Raw genomic sequence first — 21432 nt, forward strand, 5'->3', positions numbered from 1 at the left:
ATAGGTAACTATTGGGTTCTTATCCTAAGTAAGCGCAGGATTAGAAGTTAAGTGGTTTATTCTGATAATAATCTAAAATCTTGATTCTGAATATGTAGTCATATTTCGCCTGAATCTGATTAGCTCTTGCGCGGTCAAGATTCGTTTTAGAGATGCTATAATCCAGAGAGTTCAACGAGCCTACGTTAAATTTCGATTCTGCTGCTCTGAATGATTCTTCCAAAGCACGAACCTGATTACTTAACGCTGAATATTTTTTAGCCGAGTTGCTCATATTTACATAAGCCTGCTCTATGTCCTGACGTAAACGCAAACGTACGTTTTCGGCTTGCACTTCGGCCTGTTTTTGCTGAATAACTGCCCCTGTTGTACGGAATTTAGCATTATAGCCATTAAAAATCGGAACTCTCACACTTATTCCCAGCGAAGTATTTATGTTACCCCCCAACTGACGGAAATAGCCTATTTTTTCGGAAGTGGTTGAGGTACTAGGAAGCACCGCAATAACCGGATACCTTACTCCGCCCACATTTACGTAACCAGCCTCTTGTTCAATTATTTTTTGCGTTACCAGCACCTTTTCTGCTGCTGTTGTAGTAGAGGTATTGATGTTGCCAAAAGCTGTAACTACCGGAGACCGCAAGCCCTTTGCAATAGCAACACTTTTTTGTGCAGCTTTTACACGCATATCAGCAGCCTGTACATCGGCCAGAAAACTTTGTGCAATCTGGTAAACTTCTTCCGGCGAGTTCGGATAAGGCTGAATATTTGGGTTAGGCACTTCTATTCTTACTACGTCGATATTTTTATCGGCAGGAATATTCATTAATTGTCTTAAAGTCAGTTTAGCCGATAAAATAGCATTTTCGGCATTTACTACCTGAACCTCGTCATTAGCCAGTTGGGCTTGTATATCATATAAATTAACCTCTGGAACCGACCCCGCATTTACCTGTTTCTGTGTGCGCTCCAATTGGATTTTTGACACATCGACCTGCCGCTGAGAAATAGCCAGTAAATCTTCCTGCGAAAGCACATTCAGGTAAGCCACTACTACGTTTAAAGTAACCTGATTTTTCATGGCCTGCAAGTCGAGCCTTGATGCTTCCAGATTTGTCTGGTTAAAAGCAATGTTATTACGGGTTTGGTAACCGTCAAATAACGTTACTCCCGACGAAAGCCCCATGTTATTAGACCCTACCGTATTGGTAATGATACCGTTGGTATAGGGGTTAATATTACGACCCGAAAAAAGGTTAAGATTAAAAGACCCATTAAGGTTGGGGTATCTTGCCCATTTGGACTGGTCGAGGGTGTTCAGACTGTTTTCGACTGTTAGCCCGCTCTGTCTGATAGAAAGATTGTTTCTTAGTGCTACGTCGATAGCTTCCTGTAATCCGACTTTTTCTGACGGACTATCATTGCTACTGGTACTGACAGCCGTGGTTTGCTGTGCCTGCACAAAGACATTAACTAGTAATAGCGTAGGTAATAAGATTTTAACAAATTTCATGAGGGAAAAATTTTTTCATTTACTATGAATCAGTTCGATGAAACTTATAAGGCTTTATACGAGTTTTGATAAGACAATCTTACGAAACAATTTTATATGCCTGCTACAAGAAATGGATAAACGGTTTTATTAAAGTTTAGACTTACCTCTTTAGGGTTTGAACTTCTTGAAAAATAGCCTTAAGTTTGAAGTAAAATTGGTTCCTGCAAAATTAAGCCGCTGAAAATGAGCAGCCAGACATCAGAAAATATGTTGAAAATTCTGAAGAATCCTGACTTCATAGACGGGATTTACAACTATTGTGATAGTTGGTGCGAACGCTGTGCATTTACTTCCAAGTGCATGAATTTTGCCATGCGCAAGTACAAAGAAAACATTGAAACTGACCCGCAAACCGGAGATAGTTTATCAGAGGTATTCAGGCAAACTACCGATATAATCAAGCAGATTATTGAAGCCAAAGGCATAAGCTGGGAAGAAGTTGTAAACCAGACAGAACCCGAAACCCCTCAGGTTGACCCTCATAAAGAAGCCGATAAACACCAAAATGTAAGAACCGCTCAGGAATATACTCATCTGTATGGGTCTTTCTTAAAAAACGAACAGGGCTTCATGAAAGGTAAAGGAGTTGAGTTTCAGAACGATTTAAACAAAGGTATTATTTCGGTTGACGAAGCCGAAGAGGCATTGGCACAGATTGAAGATGCCTTCGAGGTCATTAACTGGTATCAGAGCCTGATTTATATCAAAATACGTAACGCTTGCCAGCTGTTTTTTGAAGAAAACCTGAGCGACTTCATGGTAGAGTATTACACCGGAAAAGCCAAGCTAACACTCATTAGCATTGACCGTAGCATAGCGGCATGGCTGGTATTGCAGGTGCATTTTCCTGAAAAAGTTAATAAAATAACCGAAATCTTGTTTCAACTTGAAAAACTACGCAGACAAATTGAGAAAGATTTCCCTAATGCTCGTAAATTTGTAAGACCGGGCTTAGACGAATAAAGCCTTCATATTTTAACCTTAGTTCATGCAATACGAAATCGTTATAGGATTAGAAGTGCATTGCCAGCTTTCGACCGAAAGCAAAATATTTGCCTCAGATTCAAACCAGTTTGGCAGCGAGCCAAATACCAATATTAGTGTAATTACATTGGGGCACCCTGGTGTTTTGCCTAAACTAAATAAAAAAGCCGTTGAATATGCCATAAAAATGGGCTTGGCTTGCGGTTGCGAAATAAACCGCAATAATTATTTCGACCGAAAAAACTATTTTTATCCTGACCTGCCAAAAGGGTATCAGGTTTCACAAGATAAGTACCCCATTTGCAAAGGGGGCGGTGTAAATGTGCGTATCAAAGACGGCAAAAGTTTTAAAGAAAGGTTTCTTGAATTACACCATATTCATTTAGAAGAAGATGCAGGGAAATCGGTGCATGAAGGCGAAAGCGCATATACTCGTCTGGACTATAACCGTGCCGGTACGCCATTGATTGAAATTGTGTCGGAACCTTGCATGAGAAGTGCCGAAGAAGCAGGTGCTTACCTGACAGAAATCAGAAAAATAGTGCGGTATTTGGATATTTGCGACGGAAACATGGAAGAAGGCTCAATGCGTGCTGACCTCAATATTTCGATTCGCCCTGTTGGCTCTGAAAAACTAGGTACCAAAGTAGAAGTCAAAAACATGAACTCGATTCGGAACCTGCAAAGAGCCGTAGAGTTTGAGTTTAAAAGACAGGTAAAAATGCTTGAAGCTGGCGAAACCATTATTCAGGAAACACGTATGTTTGATGCTGATACCGGCGAAACTTATGGAATGCGTGTAAAAGAAACAATGAACGACTATCGTTATTTCCCTGAACCAGACCTTGCTCCTTTACGCATATCAGAAGCATGGATGCAGGAAATTAAAAATCAGATGCCTGCCTTGCCAAATGAGTTATATCAGCAGTTTACAAAAGAATATGGTATACTGGAAGAACATGCAGCTGTGCTTACCGACACACGAGACTTAGCGGGATATTTCTTGAAAACAACCCAGTTTATTAAAAACCATAAAGCTATTGCTAATTGGTTGACCTCAACTATTAAGGGATACCTCAACGAAAAAAGTATCGAAATAAGCGAGTTACCGCTAAAACCAAATAAACTAGCCGAAATTATTTCGTTGGTTGATGCCAATAAAGTGAGTAGCTCGGCAGCAGCACAAAAGTTATTTCCGTTATTAGTTGAACAACCTGCCGTAAGTGCTTTGGCACTCGCAGAAGCAAACAATTTAATTCAGCAAAGCAATACTGATACCTTACAAACGTTAATCAACGAGGTTCTGTCTGCCTACCCTGATAAAGTAAAAGAATTTAAGAACGGAAAAAAAGGCTTACTTGGCATGTTTGTTGGAGAGGTAATGAAAAAATCGAAAGGCTCTGCCGACCCTAAACTTACCAACCAGTTATTACTGGAAGCATTGAAATAAGCCAGTATTTAATAAAGAACAATACAATAAACACAATATATGAAACAGTCAATTATTGCTATATGCTTTTTGGTGTTCGGCCTTGCCTGCCAATCGCAGCCACAAGGTGCAGCCAAAGCAACAGCAAGCACTTCAACTGAAAAAACTTTTACTATTAAAGGGAAGCTGAATAATCAGGTTTCGGGAAAAGTTTATCTGGAAAGGATGAACGACAGAAACATTCCTATGAAAATAGATTCGGTTACTATTGCTGCTGACCAGACATTCTCATTTAAAGGCGATATTCCAGAACCGGGTATCTATCAGGTAAATATTGCCAATCAACAATTAATAGGTCTTATTTTAGATGGCGGTGAAAACCTCAGTATCGTAGCCGACGGCGTAAGTACTCCTGATAAGGCTGCTTCTTTCAGCGTTGATGGTTCGGCAAAAATGTCTAAATTTAACCAGATTGTTGCCGAAGCACAGAAGTTTCGCCAAGTACAGGTAAACCTTGAGGAGCAATTCAGTGCAGTTGTAAAGAAAAAAGACGAAAAAAGGAAGAAAGAGCTACAACAACAATACGTAACCGCAGAAGAAAGCTACTATAACACCATTAAACCCATGATAGCCGAATTGGGTACATCATTGGCGGGTTTAATAGCTATCAATAATTTTCTGAATCCTGAGAAAGACTTCGAAGTTTTTGCCAACGCTGCCGCGCAATTAGAAAAAGATGGCCAAAACCATTTCTTTGCCAAGTTATTTATACAAGATGTAAAACGCAGAAGTGCGGGCTCGGTAGGTTCAATAGCTCCTGATTTTTCGTTAGTAGACATGAACGGCAAAAACGTAAAGCTATCAGACCTGAAAGGGAAAGTAGTAATTCTGGATTTCTGGGCTACTTGGTGTGGGCCTTGTATTATGTCTTTTCCGGGCATGAAACAAGCAATGGACAAATATAAAAACAACCCTAATGTGCAGTTTTTATTCGTAAATACTTACGAAAGAGTTGAGCAGGGTCAATGGAAAGAAACCGTTAATTCGTTTGTTAATCAACGCGGGTTTAATACCTTCCCTATTATTTTAGATATTGGCGGCACAGTGGCTGGCAGTTATGGGGTAAATGGAATTCCGGCTAAATTCTGCATTGACAAAGAAGGGAAAATCAAATTTAAAAGTACTGGATTTCTTGGCTCAAGCGAGCTGATAGTTCAGGAAATGACGAAGTGGATAGACGAAGCAGGGAAGTAAAACAAAAGAGGGAAGATTTTTAAAAATCTTCCCTCTTTTGTTTATCAGAGCCGGCTAATGCCTTTACGTTTCAGAGCCAAGTCATGGGCGGTATCGTAGTAAGAACGTAGGTTTGTCCAGTCGAAAATCTCAGAGATATTTTCAACCCTATTACGTTGCATGATACGGTCGCGGCGATTCATGGTTACGAAATTGAACAATATATCAGCCAGTTGGTCGGCGGCTTCGTCATAAGTTTTGGTTTTCCGATTAACCACATATACCCCTACGCTGTCGTAATCTTTCATGAGTTGAATCATAAAATCACCAAAGCCCGACAAGTCACTCGTAACAGTCGGAATTCCCCTTACAACGCATTCTAGCGGCGTATACCCCCACGGTTCGTAGTAGCTTGGGAAAATACCCAGATGGCAACCTCTTACAAACTGGCTGTATTCCATTCCAAACAATGGGTTGGTAGGCGAAATAAAGTCAGGATGATACACAAACTTCACACGGTCCTGTTGGTGGTTCTGAAGGTTTGTAAATTTCAGGTAACGGGTAATTTCGTCTTCCTGTTTTAGTAAGTGAGTAACTGTATGAGGGAGTTTCTTGGTTCGCCAGGTCTGAATAGTACGGCGTAATCTTAAACGCCAGTATTCGTCTACAAACTCATTCAAATCAGGCAGATTAGGATTTTCATTTGCAGCAGAAGCATGAAAGAGGTGTTCTCCTACCTGTTTTTCTATCGACTCACAGGTTTCTCTTATCTCTTCCATTACAGCCCTTGACTGCAACACTTCGGGGTCAATAGAATAAACCGGATTCTTCGTAATAATAAACATTACAATTGTGGTATCGAGCCCAGCCTGCACAATTTTAAAATTCAAACGTTTTAGTGCCTCCAGTGTCAGGTCATAGCCTTTGTTTCTGAACTCATAACGCCCCGAAGTAAAGAAGTACAACGTATTGTCTAAATCCCATGAGTAACTCTGAAAAAAATGCCCCATTACAAACTGGTGTATTTTTTCTTTATACTTCAAATGCAGGTTCTGAAACTCATGCGTAGCAGCAAAGCGGGTTACATTCAGGCCGTTAGGTAAAATCAGGTCACAGTTACGCCCAAAAAACACCTCACATTCTTTAGCCGTAACATCGCTTACGGTAGTAAGTACATGGCTTTTCTGAGCAGCCAGACGTTCAATTTTTGCTTGTGCTTCAATACCATAATGCTGCGCTTCTTGCTCCCAGTTATAATGTGGCAGTTTTTCGTAGAAGTCACCCTCATTTCCAGCAATGTACCTGCCAAGCATGGTAGCGTGTGTAGTAAAAACGGTTGAAACCGGCACGTTATCTGTACGAATATCAATCAGGGCTGTTGCCACCATCCATTCATGAAAATGTGCTATTATATCATTTTTATGCCCGTAGGTTTCACCAAATTCTGTCAGAAAAACCCTTATCATTTCGCCCAGTACTATTACTTGGTCTACCAGTGTTTCAGCATTCAGGGTCGAAATCTGATGCCTGTTCCAAAGGTTATGTTTCAGGTCGTTGCTTTTATATAATAAGTTTTTGAAGTCTAATAAAACAATTTTAGGTTTTCCTGTTACCAACCAGCGTCCGTAATGTGCATCATAACCCATTTCACGCATTCGTTTCACAATCCGGCCAAAGTATGATTCTTCTAGGTCTTCTATCGGCTCAAATTCAACCACAGCGGTATTATGAAAATAAGGGCCTATCAAACAATAATTTTCACCCCATTCTTCTACCATTGATGGCACCTTTGAACGGATAACAGTATAAATTCCTCCAACCTGATTACATACTTCCCATGCTATTTCCATTAATAAAGGTTTTTTTTGCTCACGAGGCTGAATACTAACAGTTTCTTCTGATTCTTTTTTAAGTTTTTTGGACGTTACCATGTGGGTTATTTATTTAATCTGTTCCGAAAGAGTGAATTAGTGTATAATTTTTAATAATAGCAATAAAAAGTTTAACTTTTCAAATATCCCTGAACTAAACCTTTGTATCAGGTGTAAAAAATAAAAACAAAACTATCATTTTTACCTTTTGGCTAACAAGAAGGTACGTTATTTTTTATGACAGACCGCACAAAATATTTAATCGGGGCTTTTTTGGTTTTTGGTGCGGCTTTTGGATTTGCCTTAAAGGGTATTTTTATTAAGTCGGCATACCAATATGGCATAGATTCCATTTCCTTACTTGCCCTGAGATTTTTGTTTTCAGCTCCTTTTTACATTATTATTATATTACGCACACGTGCCAAAGAAGCAACACACCCTTATATTCCGAAAAAAATCTGGTGGCAGGTAATCTTTGTAGGTTTTATTGGCTATTATATTTCGGCTTATGTTAATTTTCTGGGTTTAGAGTACGTCTCAGCCAGTTTGGAGCGTATCCTGCTTTTCATTTATCCGACCTTTGTATTACTGATTAATGCTTTTCTGGTTAAAAGAAAAGTAACACGTCTGCAATGGTTGGCTTTGCTGATTACCTATGCAGGTATTATGGTTGCCTTTATGAAACACTTTGAGGCACACCAGCAAAAAAACATTGCTTTAGGGTCTTTTTTTGTTATTCTGAGTGGGCTTACTTATTCGTTTTATCTGGTCGGGAGCGATAAACTCATCAGTAAATTAGGCACAACACGCTTTACTTCATGGGCAATGTTATCGGCTTTAGTGCCTACACTTATCCATAGTTTTTTCTATAACCGATTAAATATTTTCCAATTTCCTGCTGAGGTCTACGTTATTTCTTTATCGATGGCCATTTTTTCTACGGTACTGCCAACTTATATATTTTCGGAAGGTATTAAGCGTGTAGGTTCTGGCAATGCCTCCATTATTGCCAGTATAGGCCCTATTTTTACCATTATTCTGGCAACTCTATTTTTGGGAGAACCCATCTGGCTCGAACAGATTATTGGTACCATTCTGGTACTGGCAGGCGTATTTATGGTAAGCTGGAAAGGGAAAAAATAATGTAAACGAAACATCTAAAAGAGATTTAATTCATAAATTTGAGGAATATTTTCATTAAACTGATACTTATGAGGTATATGTGTATGCTTGCTGTTGCTGTATTTTTTATTTCCTGCAACGACAGTAAATCTGATAGTAAAGAACAGCTTTGTGATAGTGACATTTTTAAAAAATATTGGAACAGAGGCAATGCCGAAATAAGCAGTTACAGTTTACAGCAGGCTCAGTTCGGGCATCTTAATAACGGCGAAGCTATTATGGTGTTCGCTACCGAAGACTTCAGAAAAGATAAACATGTACAGTTAGAGTCTGACGCTAGAGATAAAGCCATAAAGGTGTTGAAACTTAACTTTATTAAACGGTTCGTGACGGGGATACATGATTTTTCGATGTATACGTCTGTGTTTACTCCCGTACAAACAACCGTTTTTTCGTCTACCCTGAAAGTATCAAATACCAATCAGGATTGGAGCGGACAAACTTTTCTGCAACTGAATTTCCGCCAAAACGGGTATCAGGTTTTAGGGAAATCTTACTTTGAAGAAGAAATCGAGGACGACTACCATATTGATAAAGCAATGCTGGAAGATGAATTATGGAACCGTATTCGTTTGGTTTCGTGCAATGAATTACCAGTCGGAAAAGTAATTCTGGTCCCTGGCCTTGCATCGTTGCGCCTAAGACGCGAAAAGGCAATGCCTTCTATTGCTGACATTACGTTGGAACCCTATAAAGGCGACTCTACCTTTAAAGGAGATTCTCTGATGGATTACAGAATAAAATATGCTGAAAGCCAACGTAGCCTTAGAATTATATTCGAGAAGCATTTCCCTCATAAAATTACGGGCTGGGAAGAAAGCTACCAAGCTCAGAATCAGGTATTAACCTCAAGAGCCGTTTTGAAGGCTACCATTCAAAATCCGTATTGGGAGAAAAATATGCCTGCTGATACCATTTATAGAAAAAAGTTAAATTTGAAGTATTGATTTTATACTTTTGTTGAGTATTTTACGTTCAGGTTCTGTATTCGGTTCATATCCAAGATTTGATTACCATAATTCGATTTTGATGAAAAACTCCAGATTTGTTTATTCTCTATTTACTTCTTTTTTTCTTGCCTCACTTCTGGTTTCGTGTGGCGGTAGTGAAACAAAAAAGCCTGATAACCAAGCCAATAGCCCAAGTATTCATACACTTATTTTTATTGACAAAACTGCTAGTGTAGATGTTCAGAAACCCTTTGTTGAACAAAAATACAAACAAGCACTAACTTCTATTATAGAAGAAAATTTCAGGAAATCAGGCGATACCTTTGAGATATACTACATCCATGAGAATACCTCTAAAGCCCGTACGCTTTCGTTGGTTTGCCGTACTGAAATGGAAGATACAGAAGGCGTAAATGCGACCGACCTAGAAGCTATCAAGACCTCTTATGATTTGTCTATCCGTAAGGAAAGGAACTACGTATTGCAACAGTCGTTTAATCGTTTAAAAACGCAGAACAATGATGCCTCTAACCTTGAAACCAATATCACGGCCAGTATACCTGTAATTGCTAAAGTGGCCGAAATACCCGGTAATGTAAAAGTGTATTACTTGAGCGATATGGTTGAAAGCGTAAAAAAAGGTCGTGATTTCCAGATACGCCCGCCGAAAGATGACACAGAGGCCGAAGAATGGGCAAAGATTGATGCTGATAAACTGAAAAACTTTCAGTTAAACGGGCCTGATATTTCTATGATTCTTCCTTTTGAACCTACCAGTTCGTCTAAAGAAAATAACCCAACCGTTACACATTACTGGCAGAAACTGTTTGAGAGCCTCGGGGCTATGAGCGTAACAGAAATGTAACGTGACAGTATATAAAAATGAGAGGGGAGCCGAACGACTCCCCTCTCATTTTTATATCTAATCAAGAGATTATTCTCCTTTCAAGGCTTCGGCACCACCTACAATCTCAAGAATTTCTTTCGTAATTGCGGCCTGACGGCTACGGTTGTACTCAATTTTTAATGAACGTAACAACTCATTTGCGTTATCAGTTGCTTTGTCCATTGCAGTCATACGAGCTCCGTGTTCAGAAGCGTTAGATTCCAACACAGCCTTAAACAATTGCATTTTGATTGCCTTAGGAATCAGTTCCAATACGATTTCTTCTTCTGAAGGCTCAAAAATGTAGTCAATTTTACTGGCTTTTGATGGGTCATTTTTCTTGTCTACCAATGGCAACATCTGCTCAACGCGGATAATCTGCGTAGCTACGTTTTTAAACTCATTGTAGATAAGTTCTACTACATCATACTTACCTTCTTCAAATGCCGCCATGATGCTTTCAGCAGCCGAACGAGCATGAGCAAAGTTCAGGTTCTGGAAGATACCCATGAAAGTATCGTTCACTTTAAAGCTACGACGGGCCAGCGATTCGCCCCCTTTCTTTCCTAGTGCCAGTATTTCTACATTGCCTTTAGCTGCCTGCGAAGGGTATTTCTCATTAATTACAGCCAAAGCTGCTTTAATGATATTTGAATTAAATGCACCGCAAAGTCCTCTGTCAGATGTTACCACTACTACCAACACTTTCTCTACTTGGCGTACAGTTGTGTAAGGGCTATTTGCTCCTACTTCAGTATTAGCCGATACAGTAGAAATTAGCTCGTTTAGTTTGGTAGCATACGGGCGCATCTGAAGAATTGCATCTTGGGCCCGACGTAACTTCGCTGCAGATACCATTTTCATGGCTTTTGTAATCTGCGTCGTAGAGTTTACCGAGACAATTCTATTTCTAACTTCTTTTAATGAAGGCATTTTTCTATAAAATTAAGACTGAAGAAAAAGGCGAGCCTTTTTCTTCAGTCTATGATATTAAGCATAATTTTCAGCTAATTCTTTACCAACTTTCTTGATAGTGGCAGTTGTTGCATCATCAAGTTTACCAGCAGCAAGTGCATCTAGTACTTCTGGGTTCTGGGCTTTTAATAATGTAACAAACTCTGATTCGTATTCTTTCACTCTGTTTACAGGAACTTTGTCTAATACCCCGTTAATAGAAGCATAGATAATAGCTACCTGCTCGCCTACTGGTGAAGGGGAGAACTGTCCTTGTTTCAGAATCTCTTGGTTACGACGACCACGCTCAATTGTTAATTTAGTAGCTGCATCAAGGTCAGAACCAAACTTGGCAAAAGCCTCAAGCTCACGGAACTGTGCTTGGTCAAGTTTTAAGGTACCAGCTACTTTTTTCATTGATTTAATCTGAGCATTACCTCCTACGCGAGATACCGAGATACCTACGTTGATAGCCGGACGGATACCTGCGTTGAATAGGTTTGACTCCAAGAAAATCTGACCGTCAGTAATCGAAATTACGTTGGTTGGGATATATGCAGAAACGTCACCTGCTTGTGTTTCAATGATTGGAAGAGCCGTTAATGAACCACCACCTTTTACTTTTCCTTTCAATGAAGGCGGAAGGTCGTTCATGTTTTGTGCAATTGAATCATTGGCATTGATTTTAGCGGCACGTTCCAGCAAACGGCTATGTAAATAGAATACGTCTCCTGGGTAGGCTTCACGTCCTGGAGGGCGACGAAGCAGTAGTGACACCTCACGGTAAGCAACTGCTTGTTTCGATAAGTCATCATATACTACAAGTGCAGGGCGGCCAGTATCACGGAAATACTCACCAATAGCAGCACCTGTAAATGGCGCAAAGAACTGCATCGGAGATGGGTCTGATGCACCAGCAGCTACGATTACAGTGTAATCCATAGCACCGTATTTACGTAATGTTTGCTCAACGGCTTTAATAGTTGAAGCCTTTTGCCCACAAGCTACATAAATACAGAAAACTGGTTCGCCTTTGTCATAGAATTCTTTTTGGTTAATAATGGCATCGATACAAACCGCCGTTTTTCCGGTTTGACGGTCACCAATTACTAATTCGCGTTGACCACGACCAATCGGAATCATTGCATCAATAGCTTTGATACCTGTTTGAAGCGGCTCTGTTACAGGCTGACGGTAGATAACACCCGGAGCTTTACGTTCCAAAGGCATTTCGTATGTTTCACCTTGAATCGGGCCGTTACCATCAATTGGTTCTGCCAATGTATTTACAACGCGGCCTACAATACCATCACCTACTTTCACAGAAGCGATTTCGCCAGTACGTTTTACGGTTGCACCTTCTTTGATACCTGTTGCGTCTCCTAAAAGTACCGCACCTACGTTATCTTCTTCAAGGTTCAATGCAAGGGCTTTTAAGCCGTTTTCAAAAGCCAGCAATTCACCGGCTTGTACTTTTGATAAACCATATATACGTGCCACACCGTCTCCGATTTGTAACACAGTACCTATTTCTTCGAGTTCCGCTTCGGTTTTTGAACCTGCTAGTTGTTCACGTAAAATAGCCGAAACTTCATCTGGTCTGACTGATGCCATATTATATTTTGATGAGTTTTTAAATGTAGATTCGAAAAACAGGTTTATACCTTCATTTTTCGGGTGCAAAAGTACGACACATTTTTCACAATTCCCATATTTTAAGCAAAAAAAGATAAAGAAAGTAGGACTATTTTTAGAAAAGGGCTAAAGTGTTCTATTTTTTAAACTCTAATTATTTTCTTCATTATATTTGATGTATATTCAAAACAATTGATTATATAATGTCACTTCTATATTCCCTTCAAAATTCAAGTCCTCTTATCGAGAAAAAAGTAAACTTTTTTCATGACTGGTTTCTATTTTATGCGAATAAAGTAGGAAGATTATATGATTTTGAACTTGATAATCCCTCTTCTCTCATCGAAAAAATAATATTTCAAATTGAAAATAATTTCGATAAGTGTATTCCATATATAGATGATTATTTTAAAAGCAATTACTTCATAAATGATGATTTTTTGTGCAAATTTAATCAATTCAACAAAGTAACATCTCTCCTAATTCAATATAAACATCAAAAAATTCTCAGCAAAAGAAAGACTGGATTAGAGATAACCCCCAACTTTTAATCGAATTAAAAACTCTAAAGCAAGATTTTCAAAAAAACCTTTTTAAAAAATCTCTGGACTCAATTATTAGTTATCTTATATCCGTTCTATATATAATCAAGAATTGGATAGTAATTTATATAAACTTATTTATGAATATTTTCACTCGATTATTAATGAAGCTTATGCTCAGAGAAATTTCTATATTCACAGTGGAGTATTTGATGAAAAGGCATACATAAAACTTGATTATACTTTTCCCACAATAATGATAAGTTTTAGATTTAACCTACTTCATGCAGCCAAGAGGGATAAAAACTTATCTTTTGAAGAGCTAATTAATTATCTAATAAATGAAGGAGAATGTCTATATAAACCTAATAGAGATTCTTCTAAGCCAAATCTCTATTAGGGCAAAAATGTTTATTTCGTATAACTAATCTTATAAATTGTACCGCCTAAATCGTCAGAAACGTACAAAGAACCATCAGGGCCTTGCGCCAGACCACACGGGCGGTGTTGTACAGGGCCAGTAGGTTTAGCTAAGTCAATACCTGCAAAGTTATCGGCAAAAATCTCCCACGGACCAGAAGGCTTACCATTCTTAAAAGGCACAAAAGCTACCATATAGCCTTTTTTAAGCTCCGGCGACTGCCCATGAAAAGCAATAAAAGCTCCGTTACGGTATTTGGCCGGAAATAGAGTGCCTGTATAAAACAACAAGCCATTTGGCCCGAGGTGCGCCGGAAAAGCTGCTACGGGGTCGAGAGCTTTTTCGCCGCCAGTTTTTTTACCATCGCCGCCGTATTCGGGGCATAATATTTTCTTTTTCTGAAAATGGTCATAATATACATAAGGCCAGCCGGCATCTGCCCCTTCTTTCAATTCATACATGGTTTCGGCAGGCAATTTGGTACTCATTTCCGGTGTATAATAATTGGGAAAAGCCTCATGAAACTGCCCCCTTCCGTGCATCATTACAAACAGCTTGTCAGATTTGGTGTTCCAGTCTATACCTACAATATTTTTTAATCCGGTCGAATACCTTACGCCGTCGCTGTAAGTCTGGTTAAGTTTATTGGTTTTGAAACGCCATACCCCTCCTACCGAATCGAGCAACGCACAAGGTGAAATTCCCTTGTTGGTACCTTTTTCTTTGCAGGTTTCATCATAAGAGCCTACTGTTACGTAAATATTATCGTTATTATCTAGGGCAATAGATTTGGACTCATCACGGCCTTTGGCTACCAGCCCGCTTACAATCAGTTCAGGGTTTTCAATATTTAGGATTTCGCCATTGGCATCTAGTTGGTAACGATACACACCTGTATTAGAAGACGAATACAAATAATTATTTTTGATAACAATGCCTGTACCCTTATAATCGATTAAGTTTTTTTGGGCATCAATTTTACCATCTCCATCAGAATCATAAAGGTAAACCATGCCTTTACCCTCTTTTAGTTTCGATAATTTAGCATAAATGCCCCCTTTGCTGGTAACAGCCATGTGCCTTGTAGCACCTAAATCGCTGCCAATAATAGTAGCCGTGAATCCGGCAGGCACTTTAATAGCAGGGGCAGGGGTTTCGTCATAATTGTAAGCAGAAAGTAGAAGCACCCCCGCTGCCATAACGGGCAGGGCGCGCATCTGAAAAAAGGTTCGCATAAGTAGTATTATAAATTAAGGTTGAAAATAGGAAGTGGTTCTGACCCCACTTAGAGGCAAAGATAAAGAAAGAATGAAAAGTTATAACCGATTCTGTATCAAAGACTTCCGAAATATTAATTATCTATTACAATTCGGGATATTCTTGAGATAAATTTACATACATTCAGGAAAAAATCTTTAAATTTCGCTGGTTATCCTATTCAAAACTATTCTATGAAAAACATATCCTTATTCGTTTTATTTACTATGATGAGCTATACTGCCGCAGCCCAGCAAAAAACCATTGGGAAGGTCAACAGAATTGACCCTGCTCTGGATAATTTAATTGATACTAACGCTAAAATTGAAGTATTAAGCGAGGGCTACGAGTGGTCGGAAGGCCCTGCGTGGGTGAAAGATGGCAATTATCTGTTGTTTTCGGATGTGCCTATGAATACCATTTACCGCTGGAAAGAAGGCGAAGGAGCAAAAGCATTCCTGAAACCTTCAGGCTATACGGGGTTGGGTGTTTATAGCGACGAACCCGGTAGTAACGGGCTGATTATCAATAAGCAAGGAATGCTAGTAGCTTGTGAACACGGCGACCGCCGTATTTCAGAAATGCCTTTAACAGTAGGCGGCAAACGCACACTTGCCGATAATTATGCAGGCAAACGGTTTAATAGCCCTAATGATATTATTCAGAAGTCGAACGGAGATTATTATTTTACTGACCCTCCTTATGGGCTGGCTCAGAAAGAAAACGACTCTACTCGTGAAACAGCACTTTTCGGGGTATATAGAAGGGCCACTAATGGCAGCGTAACCTTGATAATAAAAGACCTGACACGCCCGAATGGACTGGCTTTTTCGCCTGATGAGAAAACGCTGTACGTAGCACAGTCAGACCCTGACAGGGCTTATATTATGGCGTATCCTGTACTGGCTGATGGAAAAGTTGGTAAAGGGAAAATTCTGTTTGATGCCACCCCTATGGTGAAAGAAGGCTTACAGGGTTTGCCCGATGGTTTAAAAATCGACAAAAAGGGTAATATTTTTACCACAGGCCCTGGAGGTATCCTGATTCTGACGCCACAAGGTAAACTACTGGGCAGAATTGAAACAGGCGTGCCTACGGCTAATTGTGCTTGGGGAAACGATGGCTCGACGCTTTACATTACGGCTGATATGTACTTGTTACGTATTCAGACCAAAACCGTTGGAGCAGGCTTTTAATTATAACGAAACACCCCCGCTCTTTTAACAGAACGGGGGTGTTATCTCTTAATAGCTCAGGCTTATTTACCTCCTACTACTACTTCACATAAATCTTCTGTTTTCAGGTAAGTATTGGCCATTTCTATCACATCCATCGGCGTAATGGCTTTTATCCGCTGAATATAATTATCATAGAAATCGACCGGAAGGCCATCAAGCAATAATATCTTTTGGCGGTCGGCCACTTCAAAAGGTGTATTCAAAGACCCTACCAGCGTACCAATCATATAGTTTTTTGCTGTTTCAAGCTCATCGTTTGGCACAGGTTCCGTTTGTAAGACTCTGATTTCTTTTATTACTTCATCGAGTGTTTGCTGCGTAAACTCTTTTTTTACGTCTGTACCAATTACCAGATATTCTCCACCTTTTTGAGGAATAAAGCCCGACGAAATACCATAAGTAAAGCCTTTTTCTTCCCGAATATTTTTCATCAGACGGCTACCAAAATACCCACCAAAAATAGTGTTGGTTACAACAAATTTGAAGAAATCGGGGTGGGTACGGCCAAAAAGCCGACGGCCTAAGCGAATAGTTGACTGGACGTTGTCGGGTCGTTCGATTAATTTATTTTCAGGATGCAGAACGGTAGTTGTACCGTCTGAAGATAGTATTTCCTGAGTTTCAAGTTTTGTTTGCCCCAGATATTGGTTCAAAGCCCTGATTTCGTAATCGCCAAAATTACCCGAAATAAAAACCCTGAATGCTTTACCTTTGATACGGCCTTCGTAAAAACTTTTAACGTTGTCTCTGCTAATGCGCTCAATTAGTTCCAGATTCAAAGATTTACCATAAGGGTGCGTTGCACCGAATATTTGCTCTCTGAAAACCTGTGCAGCTACATAAGAACTTTTTTCGAGATTAATTTTAAGATTTTGCGATGTAATATTTTTCTGTACCTGTAATTCTTCTTCGGGTATTACGGAGTCTGTAATCATTTCTTGCAATAGCGGCAAAAGTTTCGACAGGTGTTTGGTAAGCCCATGTACCGTAATGCTTAAACGCTCAACGGCCTGACTGATTTCAAGAAATGCTCCGAACTGGTCGAAAAATTCACTTATTTCTACACCTGTATGTTTAGATGTGCCTTCTGAAAGCATTTTTGAAGTAAAAAACGATTCTCCGGCATTTTTTTCATACCGGCTTCCGGCATCGAAAATCAGTTCAAGACGAACTACGGGTTGTTCGCCGGCTTTAATCATATAGACTGGCACCTCATTATCAAGCAAGGTTTTTTCTGCTTTGGGTATGGTCACATATTCAATTGTCTGCGAAGGAGGGGCAAGGGTGCGGTCTAATATCATATAGTTAAAATCAGCTACAACAGGTTAATTGATAAATTCATTTATATACAGAAAAAGTAAAATGAATAACGAACATTTACTTAAAAAGTTCATTATTCATTTTACTTGAATGAGGTTTTTTCAGGCTATAACAAAAAAATTATCTGGCAGATTCCATCATGTTGAGCAAATAATCAAGCTCATATTCTAGTACTTTACCGCTTTGTTTAAGTTTTTTCAAATCTTGCAACTCTACGCCATTACGCGAATAAGCCGGATTATTCAGAGCCGGATTCCGGTAACCTTCTCTCATGAAGCGTTGAATCATGGTTCTGATTTGCTCCATATCGTCTTTTTTAGGAGGTTCAGGCACAACCGGAGGCAAAGCAACCTCGGTTTCGCTTGTTTTGCTGGTAACGGTTGCTTCTGTTCTAAGCCCTGCTGTACTGGTAGTTTTAGGGCCTTCTTGCGGTTGTAATTCTACGGGCAAATCAAAACCGGCAGCCACAATGGTTACCCTCACTTTTTTACCAAGTTTTTCGTCAACGGCAAAGCCGTGTTTAAACAAACGTGCTTTGCTCTGAATCTGGCTTTCGATAAATTTGGTTACGAGGGTCTGGTCTGATAACTTGATTTTGTGGTCTGGGCTATAAGCAATGCTTACAAGTACCCTTTGTGCGCCACCAATACCATTGCTTTCGAGCAAAGGCGACGAAAGAGCCTGTTTTATGGCATCTTCTGCGCGTTTATCTCCTTCGGCTTCTGCGGTACCCATTACTGCCTGCCCTGCCCCACCTAGTACTTTCTTTACATCGGCAAAGTCAAGATTAATAATACCCGGGCGTGTAATGAGTTCGGCTATACTTTTAACACCATTTGCCAGTACGTCGTCTGCTTTGGCATAGGCATCTTCAATATCCATATCGCCGTACTGCAACTCAAGGCGTTCATTCTTGATTATCAGTACGGTATCACTAAACTTTTTCAGTTCTTCAATACCTGCTCGGGCCTGAATTATTTTGTCTTCGCCTTCAAAAGTGAAAGGGTCAGTTACAACAGCCACGGTTAGCAGTTTCATTTCTTTGGCAATACGGGCTATAACCGGAGCAGCACCTGTGCCGGTTCCTCCGCCCATACCTGCTGTAATAAATACCATTTCGGTAGGTTCTTTAAGCACTTCACGAATAGCTTTTTCGCTTTCTTCGGCTGCTTTTTTACCCATGCTGGCTTCGGTACCTGCACCCAAGCCCTTAGTAAGTTCAATCCCTATCTGCAAACGACGGATTTCTGTCGGCGCAGATTCGAGGGCTTGCTGGTCGGTATTACAAATAACCAACCCTATGTCACGCACACCCAAGTGATGCATGTGCTTCACAGCATTACAGCCTGCACCACCAACACCAATCACCTTGATGATGTTCTTAAACTTGTTCTTACTAGAAACAATCTCAAATTCTGGCTCTGGAGACATGTTCGTATGAATTTATGTAGGTTAATTAGGAAAGTAATTCGTTTTCCGTTAAAAAAAACCAGATATTAGAGTAAACGCGACCTTTACTCCACGAGGAGGAATTCATTTTTATGGGTTTGGCACGCGAATAAAGCACGTCTAGTAAAAATATCGGTAATTTTTAGCTATGGCTAATTTTCGTTTAAATATATTTATTTTCGGGATATAATCGTATTAATTCGTATAATTTTTATCGTCTCCCATATCGGTATTGACTATTTTTCCAGCCGAAGAGACTTTCTTTTTAAACCAACTGAAAATTCCACCCCCATTTTGTTCTTCTTCTTGCGGTGGTTCTTCTTTTTTACCATTCACACGGGTGTCGAATCCGTGGTTATTACCCATCGAAACCTGACTTTCGGGTACTTCTCCCCAGATTACTTCTTCCGGCACGCGTTCGTCGAGTGGTAAAAAGCCTGATAGCACCAAGCCAACTGCCGTAGAGTATTTGGGGTCGGTAATACGGCCCACCGAGGTTTCGCCAATGTTTCTGACTGTATTTCCTACACGGATATTCATACCATTGGTTACCATCGTGAAAACTTCTTTAATCATGGCAATATTGGCCGTACCTCCGGTTAATACAATACCACTGATTAGCTGGCCGTCATAGCCTGAGTGCATGATTTCAGCCATTACCATTGAAGCAATTTCTTTCATACGCTCTTCAATAATAATACTGACATTCTTGGCTACGATTTCTTTATCTGGCAAACCTTCTACACCCGGAATCTTGATAATATCGTTCTTGCCTACTTCGTCAGGCGGCACAGCCCCCATAATGAGTTTCAGTTTTTCGGCATGGTCTGGCAGTATCTGAAAGGCTTTTACCAAATCGTTTGTGATACTTTTGCCTGCAAACGGAATAACGGCAATGTGGCGTAGGCCGCTTTCATGAAAAATAGCAATTTCGGTGGTATCGCCCCCGATATTTACTACGGCTACCCCTAGTTTTTTGTCTATCTCGCTCAAAACGGCTAAAGCATCGGCCAGCGGAGTAAACAAAGTATGTACAATTTTTAAAGGTACAAATCTTCTGTTGTTTTGTACTTTTACACCTACGCTCTCAATTGTGCGGCGTAAAGCCAGATGAGGGTCATTAGGTGTCGATATAAGAAAGAAATTTCCGCCTAATGTAATACCAAAACGCCCCACCGGATTATCTGGCACATGGGCGCGGTCTACGATAAATTCCTGCGGGAATGTATGAATAATGATATTGCCCGCAGTAGGCCGAAACGATTTACGAACATCTACGGCTAATCTTTCAATTTCTTCTTTACGGATAGTACTGCGGCTATCGTCACGGGTAAGGAAACTCTGGTGTGGTTTTCCTTCAACGTACTCGCCCGAGATATTAACAATTACATTATGAATATTTATTTCTGCTTTATCAGAAAGGACATTCAGAATCCGGTCTATGTCTTTTGCTGTAAACTCAAGATTCACTACGGTACCGTTCGATACCCGACCTCTCTGGGTAGGCTCTTCCACTATATCAAGAACTTTAACTTTCCCGATACTATCCATAATGCCAGCAACGGCACATATTTTTGTGCTGCCAATGTCAATACCTACTATTACGCCTTTACTCATCTCGTTACTTTTTTAGGGCATTTATTTTCATGTATGTATCTATTTAAAAGGGCTTTATAAATATATACTAATAATTGCCACCAGTTGTTTTTTTATTTACAAACAACTTGCCCATCGTACTTAACACTTACGCTTGTAAATGTATCCCAACCCTGCACGGGTAAAATATGTTTATAAAATATTTTCAGTCTGTTGAGCCGGTTCTGAACATTTTCAGGTTCGCCGAATTCTATTGTATGTTTACCTAATAACGGAACAATGTTGATATTTCCTGTTTTATCTATCTCTAATTGTGTAAACTGTGCTTTCAGGAAGGTATCGTCGTTGATTAAATTGATGAAATTTAATAATTTTTCCTGACGTTTTAGTTTTAAACTCGGCAAATTTCGGAAATATTCACCCGAAAGCAATATAATTCTTGCGGAATATCTTTCAGATAACGGAAAAAAGGCTCCTTCTTTATCCACATATACATCTTCACGGCCATTATTCATCAGAATACGCGCTACCGGAATGTGTTGTTCTATATCAATATTCAGGTTTCCTTCAATGCCTCTAAATGCCTGACAAGTCTTTACTTGTTTGTTTTTTAGTATTCTTTTTTCAATTTCCCGAAGGTCAATCTTTTCAAACAATTCACCTACTAACTGAGTACTGCCGTTTCTGGTTGCCAGATTTTCTATTTCTTTTGTATCGATAAAAAACTGCTCGTTTGCGTTTTTTATTTTTACTTCGATTTTTTTACACCGCTCTGCCGAAAAAGTATTGCTTGAAAAAACTACAAGCACAACAACTGCTATCAAGGCGCTTCCGGCCATGACCCATTTGCCTATTTTTTTGAAATTATTCTTCTTGTCCATTTCAGGTAGCACGTAATATTGTCTTTAAATAAATATCTGATTATTGAAC

16 protein-coding genes are annotated in these 21432 nt (G+C 39.7%); 7 read left to right on the plus strand and 9 right to left on the minus strand.

Translation table 11 applies throughout. The features are described 5' to 3' along the window. Positions 1-40 precede the first annotated feature (40 nt). Complete coding sequence (locus WAA15_RS05600) at positions 41-1513, minus strand: TolC family protein (RefSeq protein WP_337041596.1); 1473 nt, start codon at positions 1511-1513, stop codon at positions 41-43. 249 nt (positions 1514-1762) lie between these two features. Here WAA15_RS05600 and WAA15_RS05605 point away from each other — a divergent pair, with 249 nt between their 5' ends. Genes WAA15_RS05605 through WAA15_RS05615 form a run of 3 tightly spaced genes read left to right on the plus strand, consistent with a single transcriptional unit; the run spans position 1763 to position 5222 of the window. Beyond that, on the plus strand, positions 1763-2518 hold the full coding sequence (locus tag WAA15_RS05605) for a hypothetical protein (RefSeq protein ID WP_337041598.1): 756 nt from the start codon (positions 1763-1765) through the stop codon (positions 2516-2518). 25 nt (positions 2519-2543) lie between these two features. Next, positions 2544-3989, plus strand: a complete 1446-nt coding sequence (gene gatB / locus WAA15_RS05610) for an Asp-tRNA(Asn)/Glu-tRNA(Gln) amidotransferase subunit GatB (protein WP_337041600.1) — start codon at positions 2544-2546, stop codon at positions 3987-3989. Positions 3990-4028: 39 nt separating this feature from the next. After that, on the plus strand, positions 4029-5222 hold the full coding sequence (locus WAA15_RS05615; RefSeq protein WP_337041602.1) for a redoxin domain-containing protein: 1194 nt from the start codon (positions 4029-4031) through the stop codon (positions 5220-5222). A 44-nt stretch (positions 5223-5266) separates the two neighbouring features. Here WAA15_RS05615 and WAA15_RS05620 read toward each other — a convergent pair whose 3' ends face one another. Beyond that, complete coding sequence (locus WAA15_RS05620; RefSeq protein WP_337041604.1) at positions 5267-7132, minus strand: glycogen synthase; 1866 nt, start codon at positions 7130-7132, stop codon at positions 5267-5269. Between the two features lie 177 nt (positions 7133-7309). Between WAA15_RS05620 and WAA15_RS05625 the strand changes: the two genes are divergently transcribed. The 3 genes from WAA15_RS05625 to WAA15_RS05635 all read left to right on the plus strand — a co-directional run bounded on the left by WAA15_RS05625 (position 7310) and on the right by WAA15_RS05635 (position 10069). Further along, positions 7310-8215: a DMT family transporter gene (locus tag WAA15_RS05625; RefSeq protein WP_337041605.1), complete on the plus strand. Its 906-nt coding sequence runs from the start codon at positions 7310-7312 to the stop codon at positions 8213-8215. A 68-nt stretch (positions 8216-8283) separates the two neighbouring features. Next, a complete protein-coding gene (locus WAA15_RS05630; protein WP_337041607.1) occupies positions 8284-9201 on the plus strand; it encodes a hypothetical protein in 918 nt (305 codons plus the stop codon). 82 nt (positions 9202-9283) lie between these two features. Then, a complete protein-coding gene (locus tag WAA15_RS05635; protein WP_337041609.1) occupies positions 9284-10069 on the plus strand; it encodes a hypothetical protein in 786 nt (261 codons plus the stop codon). A 69-nt stretch (positions 10070-10138) separates the two neighbouring features. Here the strand turns inward: WAA15_RS05635 and atpG are convergent, their stop codons facing one another. The 3 genes from atpG to WAA15_RS05650 form a co-directional block, all read right to left on the minus strand. Then, positions 10139-11023 (minus strand): ATP synthase F1 subunit gamma, encoded by an 885-nt coding sequence (gene atpG, locus WAA15_RS05640; RefSeq protein ID WP_337041610.1) that lies wholly within the window; start codon positions 11021-11023, stop codon positions 10139-10141. Positions 11024-11080: 57 nt separating this feature from the next. Beyond that, positions 11081-12658, minus strand: a complete 1578-nt coding sequence (gene atpA / locus WAA15_RS05645) for a F0F1 ATP synthase subunit alpha (protein WP_337041611.1) — start codon at positions 12656-12658, stop codon at positions 11081-11083. Positions 12659-13632: 974 nt separating this feature from the next. Beyond that, positions 13633-14841, minus strand: a complete 1209-nt coding sequence (locus tag WAA15_RS05650) for a PQQ-dependent sugar dehydrogenase (RefSeq protein WP_337042167.1) — start codon at positions 14839-14841, stop codon at positions 13633-13635. Positions 14842-15093: 252 nt separating this feature from the next. On the opposite strand from WAA15_RS05650, the gene WAA15_RS05655 reads away from it, so the two are divergent. After that, complete coding sequence (locus tag WAA15_RS05655) at positions 15094-16095, plus strand: SMP-30/gluconolactonase/LRE family protein (RefSeq protein ID WP_337041613.1); 1002 nt, start codon at positions 15094-15096, stop codon at positions 16093-16095. Positions 16096-16157: 62 nt separating this feature from the next. Here the strand turns inward: WAA15_RS05655 and WAA15_RS05660 are convergent, their stop codons facing one another. From WAA15_RS05660 to WAA15_RS05675, 4 genes are all read right to left on the minus strand, one after another. Then, a complete protein-coding gene (locus WAA15_RS05660) occupies positions 16158-17438 on the minus strand; it encodes a M16 family metallopeptidase (RefSeq protein WP_337041614.1) in 1281 nt (426 codons plus the stop codon). Between the two features lie 139 nt (positions 17439-17577). Further along, complete coding sequence (ftsZ, locus tag WAA15_RS05665) at positions 17578-18888, minus strand: cell division protein FtsZ (protein WP_337041615.1); 1311 nt, start codon at positions 18886-18888, stop codon at positions 17578-17580. Positions 18889-19101: 213 nt separating this feature from the next. Then, positions 19102-20523, minus strand: a complete 1422-nt coding sequence (ftsA, locus tag WAA15_RS05670) for a cell division protein FtsA (protein ID WP_337041616.1) — start codon at positions 20521-20523, stop codon at positions 19102-19104. A 92-nt stretch (positions 20524-20615) separates the two neighbouring features. Continuing rightward, positions 20616-21383 (minus strand): cell division protein FtsQ/DivIB, encoded by a 768-nt coding sequence (locus WAA15_RS05675; RefSeq protein WP_337041617.1) that lies wholly within the window; start codon positions 21381-21383, stop codon positions 20616-20618. Between the last annotated feature and the right edge of the window lie 49 nt (positions 21384-21432).

This window comes from Emticicia sp. 17c (genome assembly GCF_037153985.1).
Taxonomy (GTDB): domain Bacteria; phylum Bacteroidota; class Bacteroidia; order Cytophagales; family Spirosomataceae; genus Emticicia.